The sequence below is a fragment of the Leptolyngbya boryana PCC 6306 genome, assembly GCF_000353285.1.
In the GTDB taxonomy this organism is placed as follows: Bacteria; Cyanobacteriota; Cyanobacteriia; order Leptolyngbyales; family Leptolyngbyaceae; genus Leptolyngbya; species Leptolyngbya boryana.
In genome coordinates this window covers 1258576-1274674 of sequence record NZ_KB731324.1, presented here as the reverse complement: position 1 = coordinate 1274674, position 16099 = coordinate 1258576, and the positions used below count along the sequence as shown (strand labels likewise).

Genomic DNA, 16099 nt, shown 5'->3' with positions numbered 1-16099 from the left:
CAAGCAATACTCCAGAAAGTATGCTCTCCTCAAAAATATGACAATCGAGTTTAATCTCTTCGCGCCTCGCAACGAAGCGGTGGAGCTTATTGGTTCTTTTTCGGATTGGCAAGGCGTTCCGATGGAGAAAGATGAAACAGGCTTTTTCCGAGTTCAGCTTGAGCTAAAAGATGGTGATTATCAATATAAATTTCGCATTAAACATCAAGATAAATGGATTGAAACCAACGATCCGTACATGACAGAAATGGATCGTAAAACTCAAAATGGCATCGTTCATATTAAAGAAGGTCAACGCATCTTAGATACCTTTATTTGGCAACATGACGACAGTTTTCTCCCCGATAATCGCGATCTAGTTCTCTACGAAATGCACATTGCTGATTTCTGTAATGCCGATCCTTCTGATCCGACGAAATTCAAACAAGCTTTAGAAAAGCTCGATTATCTCAGCGAATTAGGCATTAATGCGATCGCGCTAATGCCGATTACTGAATATGCTGGCGATTACCGTTGGGGATATATGCCTCAACACTTTTTTGCCCTAGAAAGTAGCTATGGCAAACCTGCGGATTTCAAATCTTTTGTCGATGAATGTCATGCGCGTGGAATTCGCGTTTTCATCGACTGTATTTTCAATCATACGCATGAAGAAAGCCCGTTATTGTTAATCGATCGAGATTATTGGTACTACCACGATCGACATTACCCTGAAGACGATGCGAACTACTGGGGGCCTGAACTCAGCTACGAAAACTACGACCCTGATCGCGACATCCGCCCAACTTGGAACTACGTCAATGCCATCGTGCAATTCTGGACTCATGAGTATCACATTGATGGCATCCGCTATGATGCCGTTCGCCAAATTGCTAACGATGAATTCTTTGGCTGGTTATTTGAGCAGGTTAAAGTTCCTAAGCCGTTCTTTCACATTGCAGAACACATTCCCGACTCTAGCGAAATCTGCAAACCTCAAGGAGTCTTTGATGCCTGCTGGCATGAAAGCTTTCGCTACTTTCTCACAGATCTCCTGATTGGCAAAGACATCGACTTCAACGAATTCAAATCTGCGATCGCTGCTCAGCCGCAAGGATATGCAGAGGCGACTTCTGTGATTAACTATCTCGCAACCCACGATCGCGAACATCTCATCGTCGAACTGCAAGACGCTGGCATTGATGATCTCGATCGCATCAAACTCGGCGCAATGATTCAATTCACTGCCCTTGGAATTCCTATGCTCTGGATGGGGGACGAATTCGGACAAGACACGTACAAAACCGAAACGACAACTGAACCTAACCCACTTGATTGGTCACTGCTTCAGAAAAATCAGCCTCTTTTTGACTTTTACAAACGCCTGATCGCACTGCGGCATGAAAAATCATCCTTACGCAGCGACAATCTTGAATTTTTCCATGAGAACGGCAAAGTTTTAGCCTATGTGCGGTGGAATGAGGCAGGAGAAAGAATGGTCGTTGTTGCCAATTTCTCAGATCAAGATTTTGAGAATTATGCGATCGACCATTTTCCCGCTGATGGAACTTGGAAAGATTGGAGCGATGGGCAAGAGGTTGACCCTAGTGCGATCGATCTTCCCAGTTTCAGCGCCAAAATTTTGCTCCAATGATCCGGCTCCCGAATTGCTGTGATAATATTGTAAACTGCCGTATTCATCGCAATTCAGGACAACGTAATGGCACTGGTACAAGAGCGCAAACAAGAAATCATCACCCAATATCAAGTTCACGAAACCGACACCGGATCGGCGGATGTCCAAGTTGCCATCCTCACCGAGCGGATCAACAAACTCAGCCTTCACCTCCGCAGCAACAAAAAAGACCACGCATCCCGCACCGGACTTTTGAAAATGATCGGTCAGCGCAAGCGTCTGCTCGCCTACATCCAAAAAGGTGACGCTGCACACTACCGCGAACTCATTGCGCGCCTCGGCATCCGGGGTTAATCATCAATGGCTTCCGAATCCAATACCCCTGATCCCCAACCAGAGCGCCTACCTTTCGAGCCAGGACGCAAGAAAGCAGCGAAGCCTGCCAAACCTGCGCCCGAACCCGAAAAGAAAGCCAGCACGAAGTCGTCGGGCAAATCTGGCTTAATCGAGAAACGACCAACCTCGGTGAAGAAGCCAGCCGCTCGACCTGCTGCCCCAGCCCCAGCCCCCATCCCGGAAGTTGTGACTCAACGAATGGCGCGACGGATGGCGTTTTTTTGCGGCATTCCAACCACGCTGGGTATCGCTACATTTGTGGTCAGCTACTTCATCGTCACGCAAGGCATTTACAAACTGCCGAATGTTGCCGTGGTACTGGTGAGTATGCTCTTTTTTGGGTTAGGGGTGATTGGATTGTCCTACGGTGTGCTATCCGCCTCTTGGGATGAAGATCGAGTCGGCGGACTCGTTGGAGCGAGCGAATTTACAACGAATGTAGGTCGCTTAGCAGGAGCCTGGAAAGAAGCACGGGCGCGACAAAAGCAACCGCGCAGCGAGAATTAGGCAATCGATCAGGCTACGATGAAAAATGCACTGCTGATCAGGGCGGATTCTAGCTCAATCAGCACGCTACAGAATCAATACACTCAGCAGGATTTTTAACATGATTGTGGTTATGAAGGTTGGCTCCCCAGAAGCCGAAATTGCTCGCCTCACTGAGGAATTCGTCAGTTGGGGACTCAGCCCGGAAAAGATCGTCGGTAAGCACAAAGTTGTGATCGGGCTAGTTGGCGAAACTGTCGCAATGGATCCGCTGCAAATTCAAGAAGCTAGCGCTTGGATTGAACAAGTTTTAAGAGTTGAGCAACCTTTCAAACGCGCAAGCCGCGAGTACCGCAATGGTGAAGCGAGTGAAGTTGCCATCCCGACTCCCAATGGTGTGGTTTATATCGGAGAGCATCACCCGATCGTCACAGTTGCAGGGCCTTGCTCGGTTGAGAATGAGGAAATGATCATCGAAACGGCACGGCGCGTCAAAGCGGCTGGTGCTCAATTCCTCCGAGGCGGTGCATTTAAGCCGAGAACGTCTCCTTATGCATTCCAAGGTCATGGTGAAAGCGCATTAGGATTATTGGCTGCTGCCCGTGAAGCAACCGGATTGGGGATCATCACCGAATTGATGGATGCTTCTGATCTCGAACCGTTGGCAGAAATTGCAGACGTGATTCAAATCGGCGCGCGCAACATGCAGAACTTCTCGCTGTTGAAGAAAGTAGGCGCACAAGACAAGCCGATTCTGCTCAAGCGGGGTATGGCCGCAACGATCGAAGATTGGCTGATGGCAGCAGAATATATTCTTGCTGCGGGAAATCCGAACGTGATCCTATGTGAGCGTGGAATTCGTACCTTCGATCGCCAATATGCTCGTAACACACTCGATCTCTCTGCGATTCCAGTGCTGAGAACATTGACTCACCTGCCGATCATGATTGATCCGAGTCATGGAACCGGACGCGCAGAATACGTTCCTTCAATGGCAATGGCCTCGATCGCGGCTGGAACCGATTCGCTGATGATCGAAGTTCACCCGAATCCGAAGAAAGCGCTCTCTGATGGGCCGCAATCGTTGACTCCAGATGCGTTTGATCAACTGATGCGCGATTTAGCGATCGTCGGTAAACCCCTCGGACGCTGGACAGAACAACGTCAACCCGTCGGTGTCTAATTTTAGAATTTGAAAACAGTCCTCAGGTCGTCAAAGACACCTGAGGATTTTTTTGTGCAAAGTTCAACCTTGCTCAGAGAGCCAAATTTCTAAATCTTGAACTGTTGCGAAATCTAATAGCGCTTCACCCAACTGCTCAAGCTGTTCAGAGGATAGAGTCGCAACCTGGCTTCGCATCGCTTCGTCAAGCTGCCCCACTTTCTTGCTCAATAGTCGGAAAATCAGCGATCGTTCTCCTTCTTCCTTTGCTTCCCGAATCGCTCTTGGTTCCTCAGTCAAATCTAGTCCCAACATTGCTCTAATCTCCGTTTGGCTTAAACTGGAAAATTTGTACAGCATAATCGAGGTCACAACATCTATTATGTTCTGGCGCTCTTGATTAGGGAAGCCCTCTTGCTGTGTACGAGTCAGCAAATATCGCGCTTCATCTGCGGCCTGCTCTTCTTTGACGATCGTTAAGACGACAACAGCGATTGGAATTGGTAATGAGCGAATCTCACCTAACTCGTTCAAGTAAACTCGATGCACCTGTTCGCCATTGAGCAAAGACCGATGCGGATGAATATCATCTTGCTCAGTTGAGCGTGAAGGATAAATAATCACAGCCTGCCAGTCAGAAAAACGCGATCGATTGCGATAAAAATACAGCGAGGATTCGCTAAACAACCGCTCATAAAGCGTTTGATCTTTTTGGAACTGCACTTCAGAAAAGAAAACGATCCCAGGTTCAGATTCAGGTGGGAGAAAGACCCCATCAATTTCAAACTTTGGCTCTTTGACGGCAACAGAATCGAATTGATAACTTGCTGCATTGTGAGGACGATCACCGATCAAATCAAACAGCAGTTGAGGAGAACGCTGGAACATTTGATAAAAAATTGGATCGCGCCGCATACAGCAATCTGCAAATTTACTCGATCAACTGTACTGATTTATTTGTCTTCCTGCAAGTTTAACTCAAGCTGAAAACCGCTCTAACCAGCGCCGGATTCTCACCTTTCCTGCGACATAAAACGGCAATTGATAATGCTCCGCCATCAGCCAAGCCACAAACGTGAAATGCAGCCCAAACGTCAACGCGATCCAGAACGTCGGAAACCAGGCTCCTGAATCCCCATCCAATGGCACAAAAATCTTCGAGGGTAGCCAGATCAAGCTAGGGGGCAAAACGACCAGCGCAAGTCCGACCATCCAAATAATGATCGACAAGTCCAGATCTGTCTGATTGACCGTCTGCCATTTCCGCCCATTCCAGCGCCAGGTCATCGGTTGCGAACTGTCCTCCACATGTACCGTTTGCTCTTTGAGATTCGTTGTGAAAATATGGCGACAGAAATTACAGGCAAATGCATCCATCAAGGTCAACGCTTCGATCTGCCCATGCCGACAAATTGGGCAAGGAAAGGCTTCTTGTGTATTCAACGTTTTGCGATCGTGAACCCCATTCGTTTTTGGATGCTGCATGATCCAGCCTCAGAAAATCACTTTGTCTAGTCTAACGATTTTCATCTTGAGCATTGGGATTCCTCTAATTCCTTTAATCCTTGCTATCAGGAGATTCCATTTGCGGATTGAGCAATTCCACCTAGAATAGATGGATAAGTACATATACACAGCGCAGGGCTATCGATATGGCAGAGGGCGAATCTCAGGCACAAGCGCCTCTTTCAGAGCGCGAATTGCAGGTCATTGAATTGGTCGCTGCTGGCTTGACGAACCAAGACATTGCCGAAAAACTAGAAATCAGTAAGCGAACTGTCGATAACCACATCAGTAACATTCTCACGAAGACCGAAACGGAAAACCGGGTCGCCTTAGTGCGCTGGGCATTGCAGTGGGGCAAGGTTTGCCTAGATGATGTCAATTGTTGTCCCTTGCCCCCTTATAACGGAGCGGTATGAGTTATTCGGTTCAAAATCCCAAATTGCCGTTAGCAGTGTATCGTGAGGTCGCTGCTCATTTATCTCAGGTAGAGGGGGTTCAAACGGAACTCACTCCACAAACCTCGAAGCAGTTTGATTACACGCTGAGCCAAGTGGGAAGTTTAGAAATTCAATTCTCAGAAACCGCTCATTCCGAAGCGCGTGCCCAGGTTGAAAAAATCTTGGCGTATTATGGCGATCGCTTTGGGGCTTGGACAATCCTTGCTCAGGCTTAGCGCTGCTCATAAGGCAATCTATAACTTCGCGGCAATCAATTCCAAAGGGTGAAATGAAGATGGTTTCTTCTCCGGTACTCGAAGCAAAATCACTGACTCGTCGCTTTGGTGGATTAGTCGCAGTGAATGCGGTTTGTTTCTCAGTCAATCCCGGAGAAATTTTTGGGTTGATCGGGCCGAATGGAGCCGGGAAAACCACTTTGTTTAATCTCGTGACGGGGATGATTCCCCCTTCGAGCGGGCAAATGCTGTACAACGGAACGGAAATTTCTAAGCTCCGTCCGCATCAGATTGCCGCGAAAGGGATTGCTCGGACGTTTCAAAATATTCGATTGTTTAGCAACTTATCCGTTTTGGAAAATGTGATGATTGCTCGACATCTGCAAACAAGTAGTGGATTACTTCAAGGGGTGATCGGAGCCGCCGCTCAGGAAGAACAGACGACTCGGCAAGCGGCTTTAGAACTGTTGGAATTGGTAGGACTGAGCGATCGCGCGGAAGAGAAATCGCGCAATTTGCCCTATGGTGAACAACGCCGCTTAGAAATTGCCAGAGCTTTAGCGCTTCAGCCGCAGGTGTTATTGCTCGATGAGCCTGCTGCGGGGATGAATTTGAACGAGAAACATCAACTGAGTGAATTTATCCGTCAAATCCGCGATCGCTTCAACCTGACCATTTTATTGATCGAACATCACGTTCCCTTGGTTATGGGATTGTGCGATCGCATTGCCGTTTTGGATTTTGGACAACTGATTGCAATGGGCGATCCGGCTCAGGTTCGCAATGATCGAGCGGTCATTGAAGCTTATTTAGGCGGCGAATAGGCGACAATACAGTCACTTTGCTTTTCTAGCTGTCCTATGTCTCCTTTGCTCGAACTGATCAATCTCAGCGTCAATTATGGTGGTATTCAGGCATTACAAGCGATCGACATTCAGATCAATCCCGGTGAAGTCGTCACCCTAGTCGGAGCCAATGGCGCAGGTAAAAGCACGACGCTGCGAGCGATTTCTCGAATTGTGGGAGTCCGCAGCGGCAAAATTATTTATGCTGGACAAGACATCACGCAGCGTCGGGCGAGTGAAGTCGTCAAGTTAGGCATCGCTCATAGTCCAGAAGGCAGAAGAGTTTTAGCCCGACAAACGGTGCTGGATAATTTAGAACTCGGGGCTTATATTCGCTCAGATCGGTTTGGAATCAAAGCTGATATGGAGCGGCAGTTTCAACTCTTTCCTCGACTCGCAGAACGGCGCAATCAACTTGCCGGGACGCTCAGTGGGGGTGAGCAACAAATGTTGGCGATCGCGCGCGCTTTGATGAGTCGTCCTCAATTGTTGTTACTCGACGAACCCAGTTTAGGCTTAGCGCCGACGATCGTGCGTGAAATCTTTTCGATTCTTGCCCAGTTGAAAACGACAGGCGTAACGATTCTTCTGGTGGAGCAGAATGCAAATTTAGCGTTACAAATTAGCGATCGCGCTTATGTCTTAGAAGCGGGATGTATTACGCTTTCTGGAAACGCTTCAGCATTATTGGGTGACGATCGTGTAAAACAAGCTTACTTAGGGTAATCAAAACGTGGTAAATCAACTCTAAGGACGAATTTTGTCTGCAATTCAAAATTACACGTGTGCTATGAAATCTATTGTTTCCCGTCGTTCGATCGTATTGTTTGCCCTCACGATCGCAGTTTCGGCTTGTAGTTCTGGAGGGTCGAATTCTGGTGGGGGAGCGATTTCTGGAGCGATTCCGATCGGAGTTGGCATCGCGCAGACGAGCAACGTTGCCTTACTTGGACAAGAACAAGTGGCAGGCGTGAAGATTGCAGAAAAATATTTTAATGACAATGGTGGTGTGAATGGTACGCCGATCAAAATCGTTCTGCAAGATACAGCAGGGGATGAACAAGGGGCGATCAATGCGTTTCAGACGTTGATTAATCGCGATCGCGTCGTCGGAATTGTCGGGCCGACTTTATCGCAACAGGCGTTTGCTGCAAGTCCGATCGCGAATAATGCGAAAGTGCCAGTTCTCGGCCCCTCAAATACTGCCAAGGGAATTCCACAAATTGGCGATTTTGTGGCGCGAGTGTCTGCCCCAGTGGCGGTCGTTGCGCCTAACTCTGTGCAAGCCGCGCTGAAGCAAAATCCCAATATCAAACGAGTCGCAGTCTTCTTTGCTCAGAATGATGCGTTTAGTAAGTCAGAAACAGAGATCTTTCAGCAAACCGTGAAAGATAAAGGCTTAGAACTCGTAACGGTGCAGAAGTTTCAAACCACAGATACAGATTTTCAGACGCAAGCCACGGCTGGAATTAATGCTAAACCAGATTTGGTGATTATTTCGGGACTCGCAGCAGATGGTGGGAACTTAGTTAAACAGTTGCGCCAACTCGGCTACAAAGGATTGATCATTGGCGGAAACGGGTTGAATACATCGAATGTGTTTCCGGTTTGTCAGGCGCTGTGTGATGGCATTCTGATTGCTCAAGCTTATAGTCCTGAACATCCAGGTGCAGTGAATAAAGCGTTTCGCTCAGCCTATCAAGCTCAGTTTAAGAAAGAACCACCCCAATTTTCGGCGCAAGCATTTACAGCCGTTCAGGTCTTTGTAGAAGCGTTGAAGCAAGTGGATACGAAAAAATCGTTAAATGAGGTTCGCACTCAACTCAATCAAACACTGTTGAAAGGAAACTATGACACGCCGATCGGACAAATTTCTTTTAATCCTGAAGGCGAAATTTTTCAGCAAGCGTTCTATGTGGCTCAAGTGAAAATGTCACCCGATGGCAAGACTGGACGATTTGAGTTTCTCAAGTAATCGGCAAACGGCTCTTAATTCACCTTCTAAACCTTAAACTCGTGTCTTTCACTATCCTGCTGCAAAATCTGTTGAATGGTTTGTCGATTGGGAGCGTGTATGCGATCTTCGCGTTAGGCTACACGCTCGTTTTTTCGATTCTGGGCATTATCAATTTTGCTCACGGCGCGATTTTTACCCTCGGAGCCTATTTTACTTATGCGCTGATGGGGCAAGCTTTTGGTACGAATGGATTGCTGGCTTTAGCAGCCTTGCCGATTCAATTGCCGTTTGTACTGGCAATGATTTTAGGCGGGATTTTGACGGGCTTTGTCAGTTTAGCGATCGAAAGAATTGCTTTCCGTCCCCTACGACGCAGAGGAGCCGACCCCTTACTGACGGTGGTTTCAAGTTTAGGGGTCGCTGTTGTGATTGTGAATGTGATTCAGTACCTTGTTGGTGCTGAGATCTATACATTTCCAGCGGAAACGTATGGCAGCTTGCCTGATGCGGTGAACTTTGGGACAGATCAAGCCCCGATTCCAATTCGGAGTGTTCAAATTGTGATTTTTGGGGTTTCAGGTTTCATCCTGGCAGTGTTGGTTTATCTGATCAATGCTACTAAATTCGGTAAAGCGATGAAAGCCGTTGCAGAGGATGCGACGACTGCAAGTTTACTGGGAATTGATAGCGATCGCTTTATCGTTGGCACATTTTTTCTCAGCGGTTTTCTGGGTGGAATTGCTGGCACATTAGTGGCATCGAGCGTGGGAATTGCAGGTCCTTATTTTGGGATTAGTTTTGGCTTGAAAGGACTCGCCGTGATTGTTTTAGGCGGTTTAGGCAGTATTTCTGGAACGGTTTTAGGTGGCTTGCTGATTGGGTTGATTGAAGCCTTTGTTCCGGGTGAGTATTCGGCTTACAAAGATGCGGTTGCTTTTAGTATTTTGTTTCTGATGCTGCTCATCCGTCCTCAAGGCTTACTTGGTCGCAAATTGATTCAAAAAGTATGATTGATTTTATTTCGACTTATGACTTTCTGATTGTCTCAATGGTATTGGGCGCAATGTTGGGCTTATCGTTGTATCTGCCATTGATGGCGGGTCAACTTTCATTAGCAAGCCCCGGATTCTATGCATTGGGGGGATACATTGCAGCAATTTGCTCAACTCGAATTTTTCCGACTTCGGGCAGCTTATTTCCCATTCCACTGTTGCTCTTAGAAATGGTAGTTGCTGCGATCGCTTGTGGTATTTTGGGCGTTTTGATTGGTATTCCTGCACTGAGATTGCGGGGAATTTATTTGGCAATTGCAACGATCGCGTTTGTTGAAATTCTCCGCGTGCTATCGCTCAATTTAGACATCACGGGTGGAGCAGTGGGGATTTTTGGCATTCCTCAACCGTTTGCATCTCGGATTGAGTATCTTTGGATTGCTTTACCGTTACTGTTGCTTAGTGCTGCATTTGTCTATCGGCTCGAAAATATTCGAGTTGGGCGAGCATTTACAGCGATTCGAGAAGATGAGCTAGCAGCAGATGCAGTGGGTATTAATCCCACCTACTACAAAGTTTTAGCCTTTACTTTAGGTGCAATTTTGGCGGGAGTGGTTGGAGTCGTCTATGCTCACTTCCTCAATACCTGGAATGCTCGCCAGGGCACGTTTGATGCCAGTATTATCTATCTGACATTTGTGCTGATTGGTGGATCGCGATCGTTTCTCGGTGCGATTTTGGGTGGAATGGTGTTTACCGCATTGCCAGAAGTTTTAAGAGCGATCGCGGATCTGCCCAATTTACCGATCGCATTGGCACAACTTTTGCGAGATGGACGGTTAATTATCTTTGGATTGTTAATCGTGATTGGTAGTATCTTTTTTCCGCAAGGTTGGGTGACACCAGAGCTTTTAAGTCGGGTGAAACTGAAGCGCCGTTAACAACATTTACCAAAGTTAACTAAAAAGTTATGTTTTGAGAGGGTCTGAATCGCAAGTGCTAGAACAGAACTATCTTTTCTCAGGACAAAGATATGGGCAGCGTCATCACCCTAGTTTTAGCACTACTGATTTTGTCAGCGAATGGACTCAAGCTCGATCGTGAATATCAGCGAGGTGTGATTTTCCGCTTAGGACGAACGAAAGCAACGAAGGGACCAGGTTTGTATTGGATTATCCCGTTTGTCGATCAGAAAGTGCAGATTGATATCCGTACTAAAACTGTCAATATTGAACCCCAAGAAACCGTAACTGCGGATAGTGTTACGATTCGCGTCAATGCCGTGCTGTACTATCGCATTATTGATCCAGCAAAAGCGATTAACCGCGTTGAGAACTACGAAATCGCCGTCTATCAAGTTGCCCTGACGACTCTTCGCAATGTCGTGGGTCAGAACATTTTGGATGACGTGTTGCAAAATCGCGACCAGATCAATACTCGCGTTCAAGAAATCGTCGATGAAATCACAGAACCGTGGGGAATTGTGATCGAGCGAGTCGAGATGAAAGATGTAGAAATCCCTGCCAGTATGCAGCGGGCAATGGCGAAAGAAGCGGAAGCAATCCGTGAAAAGCGTGCTCGGATTATCAAAGCAGCGGCGGAACAAGAAGCCTCAGCAAAACTCGCGGAAGCATCTCAATTGATTAGCGCGAATCCGGCAGCGTTAGAGTTGCGACGGATGCAAATGCTGACTGAAATTGGAGCGGAGAACAATACGACAACGGTTGTGATGATGCCGTCAGATTTCATTAATGCTGCAAGACGCTTGGCAGAATCCCCTCAGCCTAGCTTTGCGAATGGGCAGGCTCAACCTTTTAATCCAGAGGTGCTGTTTGTGCCGAAGCAGGAGGAGTAGGAGTAGGGAGATCGCTGAAATGTGTTCTACAGGCGATCGATGAGTTACTCTCCGCTAATCTCTACTAGCTTTTCGCCAGATTTCAATAACTCTAATGCATCAGGCAAAGTCGAGCTTAGAATTTCCTGCAAACGGGCATTTGATGTATTGCCACAAGTTAACCAAATAATTTGTGGCGGTGCTTCCAAACGTTCAACGAGATCCACGAAATCGCTATCTTTAGTCATGAATATAACGCCTTGAGCTTTTGCAGCCTCAAAGATTTCGGGATCTTCGGCATCTCTCAAGCCGATATCCCGTAAAGCGATCGCGGTAATTCCAAATCTGCCTGTAATCCAAGTTGCGATCACAGGCGACAAATGGGCATCGATCCAAATCGTTGTCACGCGACTAAAACAGGGTGGTTGACTTTACGTGAAGCGTAGGCAAGTGCTGCTCTTAAATCATCTCTTTCCAGATCAGGCAGTTCTTCCAAAATTTGTTCAGCACTTAACCCTGCTGCAAATAAATCCAAAACATCGGACACTCGAATTCTCATGCCACGAATACAGGGGCGACCCCCACATTGCTTAGGATTCACGGTGATTCGTTTAAGTAAGTCTGACATTGGATACAGCCTCTATAAAATTAAGTTTTTATCGAGAAGTGCGTTCGTTGAATTCTGCGTGGTGTTGACGACGAGTGCCTACCGTAACTTTACCCTCCTTGTCCAAATTTCAGGAGCATTTCATCATTTCTGCGATCGCATTCTGAAAGAATCGTCGATCGAGAAACGAAACCCGATAAAGTTAGAGAATCGCTTTACTTGAAAAATATCGTGACCTCTGGCTGGACACATTCCTTATTTGGACAATTGACGATCGCAACGCTCTGGCTGTTGATTGTGGGTTTGTGTGCCACGATCGTCAATCACTTCAATCCCGATCGTAATGAACTCGTTCGCAAAGTGATTCACATTGGTACAGGCAATATCATTTTGATTGCTTGGTGGTTAAATATTCCGATGTGGATAATCATCGCTGCCTCAATTTTCTTTAGCATTCTCACCCTTTTGTCTTACTATTTTCCAATCCTGCCGAATATCAACAGCATCGGACGGAAAAGCTTTGGAACCTTTTTCTATGCAGTGAGCATTGGAGTGCTAGCAGCTTGGTTTTGGACAGTGGGAAAACCAGAATTTGCAGCGATCGGTATTCTTGTCATGACTTGGGGAGATGGATTTGCGGCTCTGATTGGACAGCGCTTTGGCAAGCATTCTTACCGACTTTGGGACATGAAAAAAAGTTGGGAAGGATCATCCGCAATGGCAGCCATTAGTTTTTCAGTCTGCGCCTTGATTCTGCTTTCGACGATCGGGAATGTTTGGCAAATTTGGCTCGTTTCGCTGCTGGTTGGCTTGTGTGCTGCTGGATTAGAAGCATTTTCAAAATTTGGGATTGATAATTTGACGGTGCCAATTATGTCTGCTGCGATCGCATTTTTTCTAACGCAAAATCTGTTGTAGCGAGAAGATCGGTTAAAGTGGGTTTCATCGAAAACTACGCGCCAAATTCATGAACGAGCCGCTGTTCTCCGTCGAAAACCTCTCAGTTGCTTACCAAGCCGGACAGAATGCCGTTGTCGAGAATGTTTCGTTTGTCTTGCAACCTGGAGAACGGTTAGGACTCGTCGGTGAATCTGGGTGTGGCAAATCCACCCTGGGACGCGCAGCAATGCGGCTCTTGTCCGATTCTGCACAGATTCAAGGACAGGTCAAATTTCAGGGCAAATCTGTATTAGACATGTCTCCTACCGAACTTCGACACTTTCGGGGAGAAGCAGTTGCGCTGATTTTCCAAGATCCGATGACCCGGCTCGATCCTTTAATGACGATCGGCGATCATTGTCTCGAAACTTTAAAAGCACACGAGCCACATCTGTCAACCAAAGCAGCTAGAGAGAGAGCGATCGAGACGCTAAAAGCGGTGAGCATTCCTGAAAATCGCTGGTCACAGTATCCTCATGAATTTAGCGGCGGTATGCGGCAACGAGTTGCGATCGCTCTTGCCTTACTGCTGAATCCCAAATTGATTGTGGCAGACGAGCCAACCACAAGCTTAGATGTCACCGTTTCAGCCCAAATTCTTAAAGAACTGACTCGCTTATGCAGTGAGCGAAACATGGCGCTGATTCTGATTTCACATGACTTAGCAATGGTGGCAGAATACTGCGATCGCATTGCAGTCATGTATGACGGTGAAATTGTTGAAACTGGTTCAACTGAATCGGTTTTTCGGAATCCGCAGCATGAGTATACGCAGACACTCCTGCATTCTGCTTTGCATTTGCAGAAAGATGCAGAGACGATTGTGAGTGCTGATCGATCAAGTGTTACACCGATTTTGCAATTATCTGATCTCAAACAGCACTATTCGATCGAATCAAATTTCATCTCAAAGTTATTTGATAAAGAAGATCGGACGATTCGAGCTGTCGATGGCATTAATCTTGAACTCTATCCGGGTGAGACTTTGGGCTTAGTCGGGGAATCAGGCTGTGGGAAAAGTACGTTATCCAGAACCATCCTACAATTGCTCCGTCCAACGAGCGGCAAAGTAGAATTCTCAGGTCAAAATCTCACGCAACTGAATCGTGATCAGCTTCAACACCAGCGCCGTCAAATTCAGATGATCTTTCAAGATCCACATGCTTGTCTCAATCCGCGCATGACGATCGGCGAAAGCATTGCTGATCCGCTCCTAATTCACAAGATTGCAACTCCTGAAGCAGCAAAGCAGGAAGTCGAATATGTTCTAGAGCGAGTCGGGTTAACGCCAGTTGAATCTTTTTACAATCGCTATCCTGGAGAGCTTTCCGGCGGACAGCAGCAGCGCGTTGCGATCGCACGTGCCCTAATTACTCGTCCCAAATTAGTCATTTGCGATGAGCCTGTCAGTATGCTCGATGCGACCGTTCAAACTCAAGTCCTGCAATTAATGCAAGATTTGAAGGAAGAATTCGATCTGACTTATCTCTTCATCACTCATGATTTGTGGGTCGCCCGCTATTTCTGCGATCGCATTGCGGTGATGCATGGCGGTAAAATCGTCGAACTGGGTGAGACTCAAGCCCTGTTCAAATCGCCTCAACACCCCTATACTCAATCACTTCTCGGCGCAGCACCCCTATTGAACAAAATGACGGGTTAATCTGCCAATAATCTACCAATTCAGGGAATCGAAGCTAGAATGCTTTGCAGTGCGTGACTTTTTCTATGACCAAAACGGACTCAAAAAAGACCTTACCGAAACCGGATACTTTAGAACAGAGTGTTGGAAGTTGGCTGGTTCGCAGTCTGATTTTATTAGCGATCGTCATCTTCATCGGGCACATGCAGGGGAAACAACCTTCACTACGCTGGTTTGACAGTGCAGAACGCGGATCGGATGCGCCTTTAGTGATGCAGGGAGGCGATCCCTACATTCGTGCTTTGATGCGAACAATTTCTGCGAGCGAGTCGAATGTCCGCAATCCCTACAGTGTTCTCTACGGGGGCGATCGCATTCAGGATTTGAGTACCCATCCTGATCGCTGTATCACGATCGTCAATGGTCCAAATATGGGCAATTGCACAACCGCCGCAGGTCGCTATCAATTTATCACAACCACCTGGCAAGCCCAAGCAAAACGGTATCATCCGGCTCCTGGAGGTTTCTTATTCTGGCAAGATTATAGTTTTGAGCCGCAGTACCAAGATGAAGTGGTGTATCGGTGGCTCAGCGACTCCAGTGCATGGGGAGCCGACATTCGCCAATTATTGAAGCGAGGTCAAGTCAATGCTGTTCTCAAAATGCTATCAGGAACGTGGACAAGCCTGGGCTATGGAATCGAAGACAATTCGATGAGTGACGAGTTGCCAAAGATCTATCAGAAAGTTCTGCAACAAGAATTGCAATCTCGGTAAGTTACTTGGCTTGCAGAATTCTATTAAACTGAATTGCAAGTTCAGCGCGATCGCAAAGCTGAGATTACAGGCTACCAATCAAGTCAGTCAATTGACTGCCCCTGTTGAATGAGCGATCGCGTGACTGATTCAACGAACTTGCAAACCGCAATGAGTGACATCCTCCATCATTCTGCTGAAAATTAAGTATTACTTTGGCTAATGTCTTACATAAACTAATGTTAAGACGCTCTAGAGTCGGTACAGAGAATTCGGTAAACTACTAGACACTATTTAGATTTTCTTAATAACTCGCTACTCGCTTGTTAGGCGAACTGTTAACTCTTGCCTAACTGTTTAGGAGGCGAGTGAGTTGATGGTGTTACCCATTTTTTCTTTCAATTCCTTGATTGTTTGGAGAACTCTATGAGCCTTGTTCCAGGTACTGCTGTCAGATTGCCCGATGGACGCGAAGGTGTGGTGATTCCGGCTTCGATTTGGTTTCGCGATCGCGTCTTAGTGAAAGTCAAGGGCGGCAGAAAATCTTGGTTCAAAGCGAGTGATTGTATCCCAACATCCTCTGTTGCATGAGGAGCACGGGTCTCGGAATTGATTCAGAAGGATGCAGGTAGTAGAGGACTTGAAGCGCCAAAGTTGTCGCAATTTAAAACTGTTAAAATTTAGGCAACG

The 16099-nt window shown here is 46.9% G+C and carries 20 protein-coding genes; 16 read left to right on the top strand and 4 right to left on the bottom strand.

Annotated features, from left to right (window positions below):
* Positions 1-37: 37 nt before the first annotated feature.
* The 4 genes from LEPBO_RS0105985 (at position 38) to aroF (ending at position 3680) form a co-directional block, all read left to right on the top strand.
* On the top strand, positions 38-1633 hold the full coding sequence (locus tag LEPBO_RS0105985; RefSeq protein WP_017286634.1) for an alpha-amylase family glycosyl hydrolase: 1596 nt from the start codon (positions 38-40) through the stop codon (positions 1631-1633).
* Positions 1634-1699: 66 nt separating this feature from the next.
* Positions 1700-1969: a 30S ribosomal protein S15 gene (gene rpsO / locus LEPBO_RS0105980; RefSeq protein WP_017286633.1), complete on the top strand. Its 270-nt coding sequence runs from the start codon at positions 1700-1702 to the stop codon at positions 1967-1969.
* 6 nt (positions 1970-1975) lie between these two features.
* Entirely contained in the window at positions 1976-2518 is a 543-nt protein-coding gene (locus tag LEPBO_RS0105975; protein WP_017286632.1) for a PAM68 family protein, read from the top strand.
* A 100-nt stretch (positions 2519-2618) separates the two neighbouring features.
* Positions 2619-3680 (top strand): 3-deoxy-7-phosphoheptulonate synthase, encoded by a 1062-nt coding sequence (aroF, locus tag LEPBO_RS0105970; protein WP_017286631.1) that lies wholly within the window; start codon positions 2619-2621, stop codon positions 3678-3680.
* A 63-nt stretch (positions 3681-3743) separates the two neighbouring features.
* Here the strand turns inward: aroF and LEPBO_RS0105965 are convergent, their stop codons facing one another.
* Together LEPBO_RS0105965 and LEPBO_RS0105960 are read right to left on the bottom strand one after the other, a co-directional pair.
* Entirely contained in the window at positions 3744-4574 is an 831-nt protein-coding gene (locus LEPBO_RS0105965; RefSeq protein ID WP_017286630.1) for an Rpn family recombination-promoting nuclease/putative transposase, read from the bottom strand.
* Positions 4575-4637: 63 nt separating this feature from the next.
* Entirely contained in the window at positions 4638-5144 is a 507-nt protein-coding gene (locus LEPBO_RS0105960; protein ID WP_017286629.1) for a DUF2396 family protein, read from the bottom strand.
* A gap of 167 nt (positions 5145-5311) precedes the next feature.
* On the opposite strand from LEPBO_RS0105960, the gene pedR reads away from it, so the two are divergent.
* From pedR to LEPBO_RS0105920, 8 genes are all read left to right on the top strand, one after another.
* Positions 5312-5581 carry a photosynthetic electron transport-dependent transcriptional regulator PedR gene (pedR, locus tag LEPBO_RS0105955; protein WP_017286628.1) on the top strand — a complete coding sequence of 90 codons (270 nt, stop codon included), beginning with the start codon at positions 5312-5314 and terminating at the stop codon, positions 5579-5581.
* Positions 5578-5838, top strand: a complete 261-nt coding sequence (locus tag LEPBO_RS0105950; RefSeq protein ID WP_017286627.1) for a hypothetical protein — start codon at positions 5578-5580, stop codon at positions 5836-5838. Before pedR ends, LEPBO_RS0105950 begins: the two co-directional genes overlap by 4 nt.
* Before the next feature lie 59 nt (positions 5839-5897).
* Positions 5898-6662: an ABC transporter ATP-binding protein gene (locus LEPBO_RS0105945; RefSeq protein WP_017286626.1), complete on the top strand. Its 765-nt coding sequence runs from the start codon at positions 5898-5900 to the stop codon at positions 6660-6662.
* 36 nt (positions 6663-6698) lie between these two features.
* Positions 6699-7409, top strand: coding sequence for an ABC transporter ATP-binding protein (locus LEPBO_RS0105940; protein ID WP_017286625.1), 711 nt, complete (start codon positions 6699-6701; stop codon positions 7407-7409).
* Positions 7410-7473: 64 nt separating this feature from the next.
* On the top strand, positions 7474-8658 hold the full coding sequence (locus LEPBO_RS0105935) for an ABC transporter substrate-binding protein (protein WP_017286624.1): 1185 nt from the start codon (positions 7474-7476) through the stop codon (positions 8656-8658).
* A gap of 41 nt (positions 8659-8699) precedes the next feature.
* Positions 8700-9650, top strand: a complete 951-nt coding sequence (locus tag LEPBO_RS0105930) for a branched-chain amino acid ABC transporter permease (protein WP_017286623.1) — start codon at positions 8700-8702, stop codon at positions 9648-9650.
* Entirely contained in the window at positions 9647-10573 is a 927-nt protein-coding gene (locus LEPBO_RS0105925) for a branched-chain amino acid ABC transporter permease (RefSeq protein ID WP_017286622.1), read from the top strand. Before LEPBO_RS0105930 ends, LEPBO_RS0105925 begins: the two co-directional genes overlap by 4 nt.
* Before the next feature lie 92 nt (positions 10574-10665).
* The gene (locus LEPBO_RS0105920) at positions 10666-11487 is read left to right on the top strand and encodes a slipin family protein (protein WP_017286621.1); all 822 of its coding nucleotides are present in this window, start codon (positions 10666-10668) and stop codon (positions 11485-11487) included.
* A 44-nt stretch (positions 11488-11531) separates the two neighbouring features.
* Here the strand turns inward: LEPBO_RS0105920 and LEPBO_RS0105915 are convergent, their stop codons facing one another.
* Together LEPBO_RS0105915 and LEPBO_RS0105910 are read right to left on the bottom strand one after the other, a co-directional pair.
* On the bottom strand, positions 11532-11873 hold the full coding sequence (locus LEPBO_RS0105915) for a DUF5615 family PIN-like protein (RefSeq protein ID WP_017286620.1): 342 nt from the start codon (positions 11871-11873) through the stop codon (positions 11532-11534).
* Entirely contained in the window at positions 11870-12094 is a 225-nt protein-coding gene (locus tag LEPBO_RS0105910; RefSeq protein WP_017286619.1) for a DUF433 domain-containing protein, read from the bottom strand. The genes LEPBO_RS0105915 and LEPBO_RS0105910 overlap by 4 nt, the downstream gene beginning before the upstream one ends.
* A 210-nt stretch (positions 12095-12304) precedes the next feature.
* On the opposite strand from LEPBO_RS0105910, the gene LEPBO_RS0105905 reads away from it, so the two are divergent.
* The 4 genes from LEPBO_RS0105905 to LEPBO_RS43270 all read left to right on the top strand — a co-directional run bounded on the left by LEPBO_RS0105905 (position 12305) and on the right by LEPBO_RS43270 (position 16000).
* Positions 12305-12991, top strand: a complete 687-nt coding sequence (locus LEPBO_RS0105905) for a diacylglycerol/polyprenol kinase family protein (RefSeq protein ID WP_017286618.1) — start codon at positions 12305-12307, stop codon at positions 12989-12991.
* 49 nt (positions 12992-13040) lie between these two features.
* Positions 13041-14675 (top strand): dipeptide ABC transporter ATP-binding protein, encoded by a 1635-nt coding sequence (locus LEPBO_RS0105900; protein ID WP_017286617.1) that lies wholly within the window; start codon positions 13041-13043, stop codon positions 14673-14675.
* A 65-nt stretch (positions 14676-14740) separates the two neighbouring features.
* Entirely contained in the window at positions 14741-15430 is a 690-nt protein-coding gene (locus LEPBO_RS0105895; RefSeq protein ID WP_017286616.1) for a glycoside hydrolase family 24 protein, read from the top strand.
* Positions 15431-15835: 405 nt separating this feature from the next.
* Positions 15836-16000, top strand: coding sequence for a hypothetical protein (locus tag LEPBO_RS43270; RefSeq protein WP_017286615.1), 165 nt, complete (start codon positions 15836-15838; stop codon positions 15998-16000).
* Positions 16001-16099 lie beyond the last annotated feature (99 nt).

Coding starts and splice junctions, on each gene's coding strand:
- LEPBO_RS0105950 (WP_017286627.1), top strand. CDS start 5,578: ATGAGTTATTCGGTTCAAAATCCCAAATTGCCGTTAGCAGTGTATCGT.
- aroF (WP_017286631.1), top strand. CDS start 2,619: ATGATTGTGGTTATGAAGGTTGGCTCCCCAGAAGCCGAAATTGCTCGC.
- rpsO (WP_017286633.1), top strand. CDS start 1,700: ATGGCACTGGTACAAGAGCGCAAACAAGAAATCATCACCCAATATCAA.
- LEPBO_RS0105900 (WP_017286617.1), top strand. CDS start 13,041: ATGAACGAGCCGCTGTTCTCCGTCGAAAACCTCTCAGTTGCTTACCAA.
- LEPBO_RS0105910 (WP_017286619.1), bottom strand. CDS start 12,094: ATGTCAGACTTACTTAAACGAATCACCGTGAATCCTAAGCAATGTGGG.
- pedR (WP_017286628.1), top strand. CDS start 5,312: ATGGCAGAGGGCGAATCTCAGGCACAAGCGCCTCTTTCAGAGCGCGAA.
- LEPBO_RS0105960 (WP_017286629.1), bottom strand. CDS start 5,144: ATGCAGCATCCAAAAACGAATGGGGTTCACGATCGCAAAACGTTGAAT.
- LEPBO_RS0105975 (WP_017286632.1), top strand. CDS start 1,976: ATGGCTTCCGAATCCAATACCCCTGATCCCCAACCAGAGCGCCTACCT.
- LEPBO_RS0105945 (WP_017286626.1), top strand. CDS start 5,898: ATGGTTTCTTCTCCGGTACTCGAAGCAAAATCACTGACTCGTCGCTTT.
- LEPBO_RS0105920 (WP_017286621.1), top strand. CDS start 10,666: ATGGGCAGCGTCATCACCCTAGTTTTAGCACTACTGATTTTGTCAGCG.
- LEPBO_RS0105895 (WP_017286616.1), top strand. CDS start 14,741: ATGACCAAAACGGACTCAAAAAAGACCTTACCGAAACCGGATACTTTA.
- LEPBO_RS43270 (WP_017286615.1), top strand. CDS start 15,836: ATGAGCCTTGTTCCAGGTACTGCTGTCAGATTGCCCGATGGACGCGAA.
- LEPBO_RS0105925 (WP_017286622.1), top strand. CDS start 9,647: ATGATTGATTTTATTTCGACTTATGACTTTCTGATTGTCTCAATGGTA.
- LEPBO_RS0105935 (WP_017286624.1), top strand. CDS start 7,474: ATGAAATCTATTGTTTCCCGTCGTTCGATCGTATTGTTTGCCCTCACG.
- LEPBO_RS0105940 (WP_017286625.1), top strand. CDS start 6,699: ATGTCTCCTTTGCTCGAACTGATCAATCTCAGCGTCAATTATGGTGGT.
- LEPBO_RS0105965 (WP_017286630.1), bottom strand. CDS start 4,574: ATGCGGCGCGATCCAATTTTTTATCAAATGTTCCAGCGTTCTCCTCAA.
- LEPBO_RS0105985 (WP_017286634.1), top strand. CDS start 38: ATGACAATCGAGTTTAATCTCTTCGCGCCTCGCAACGAAGCGGTGGAG.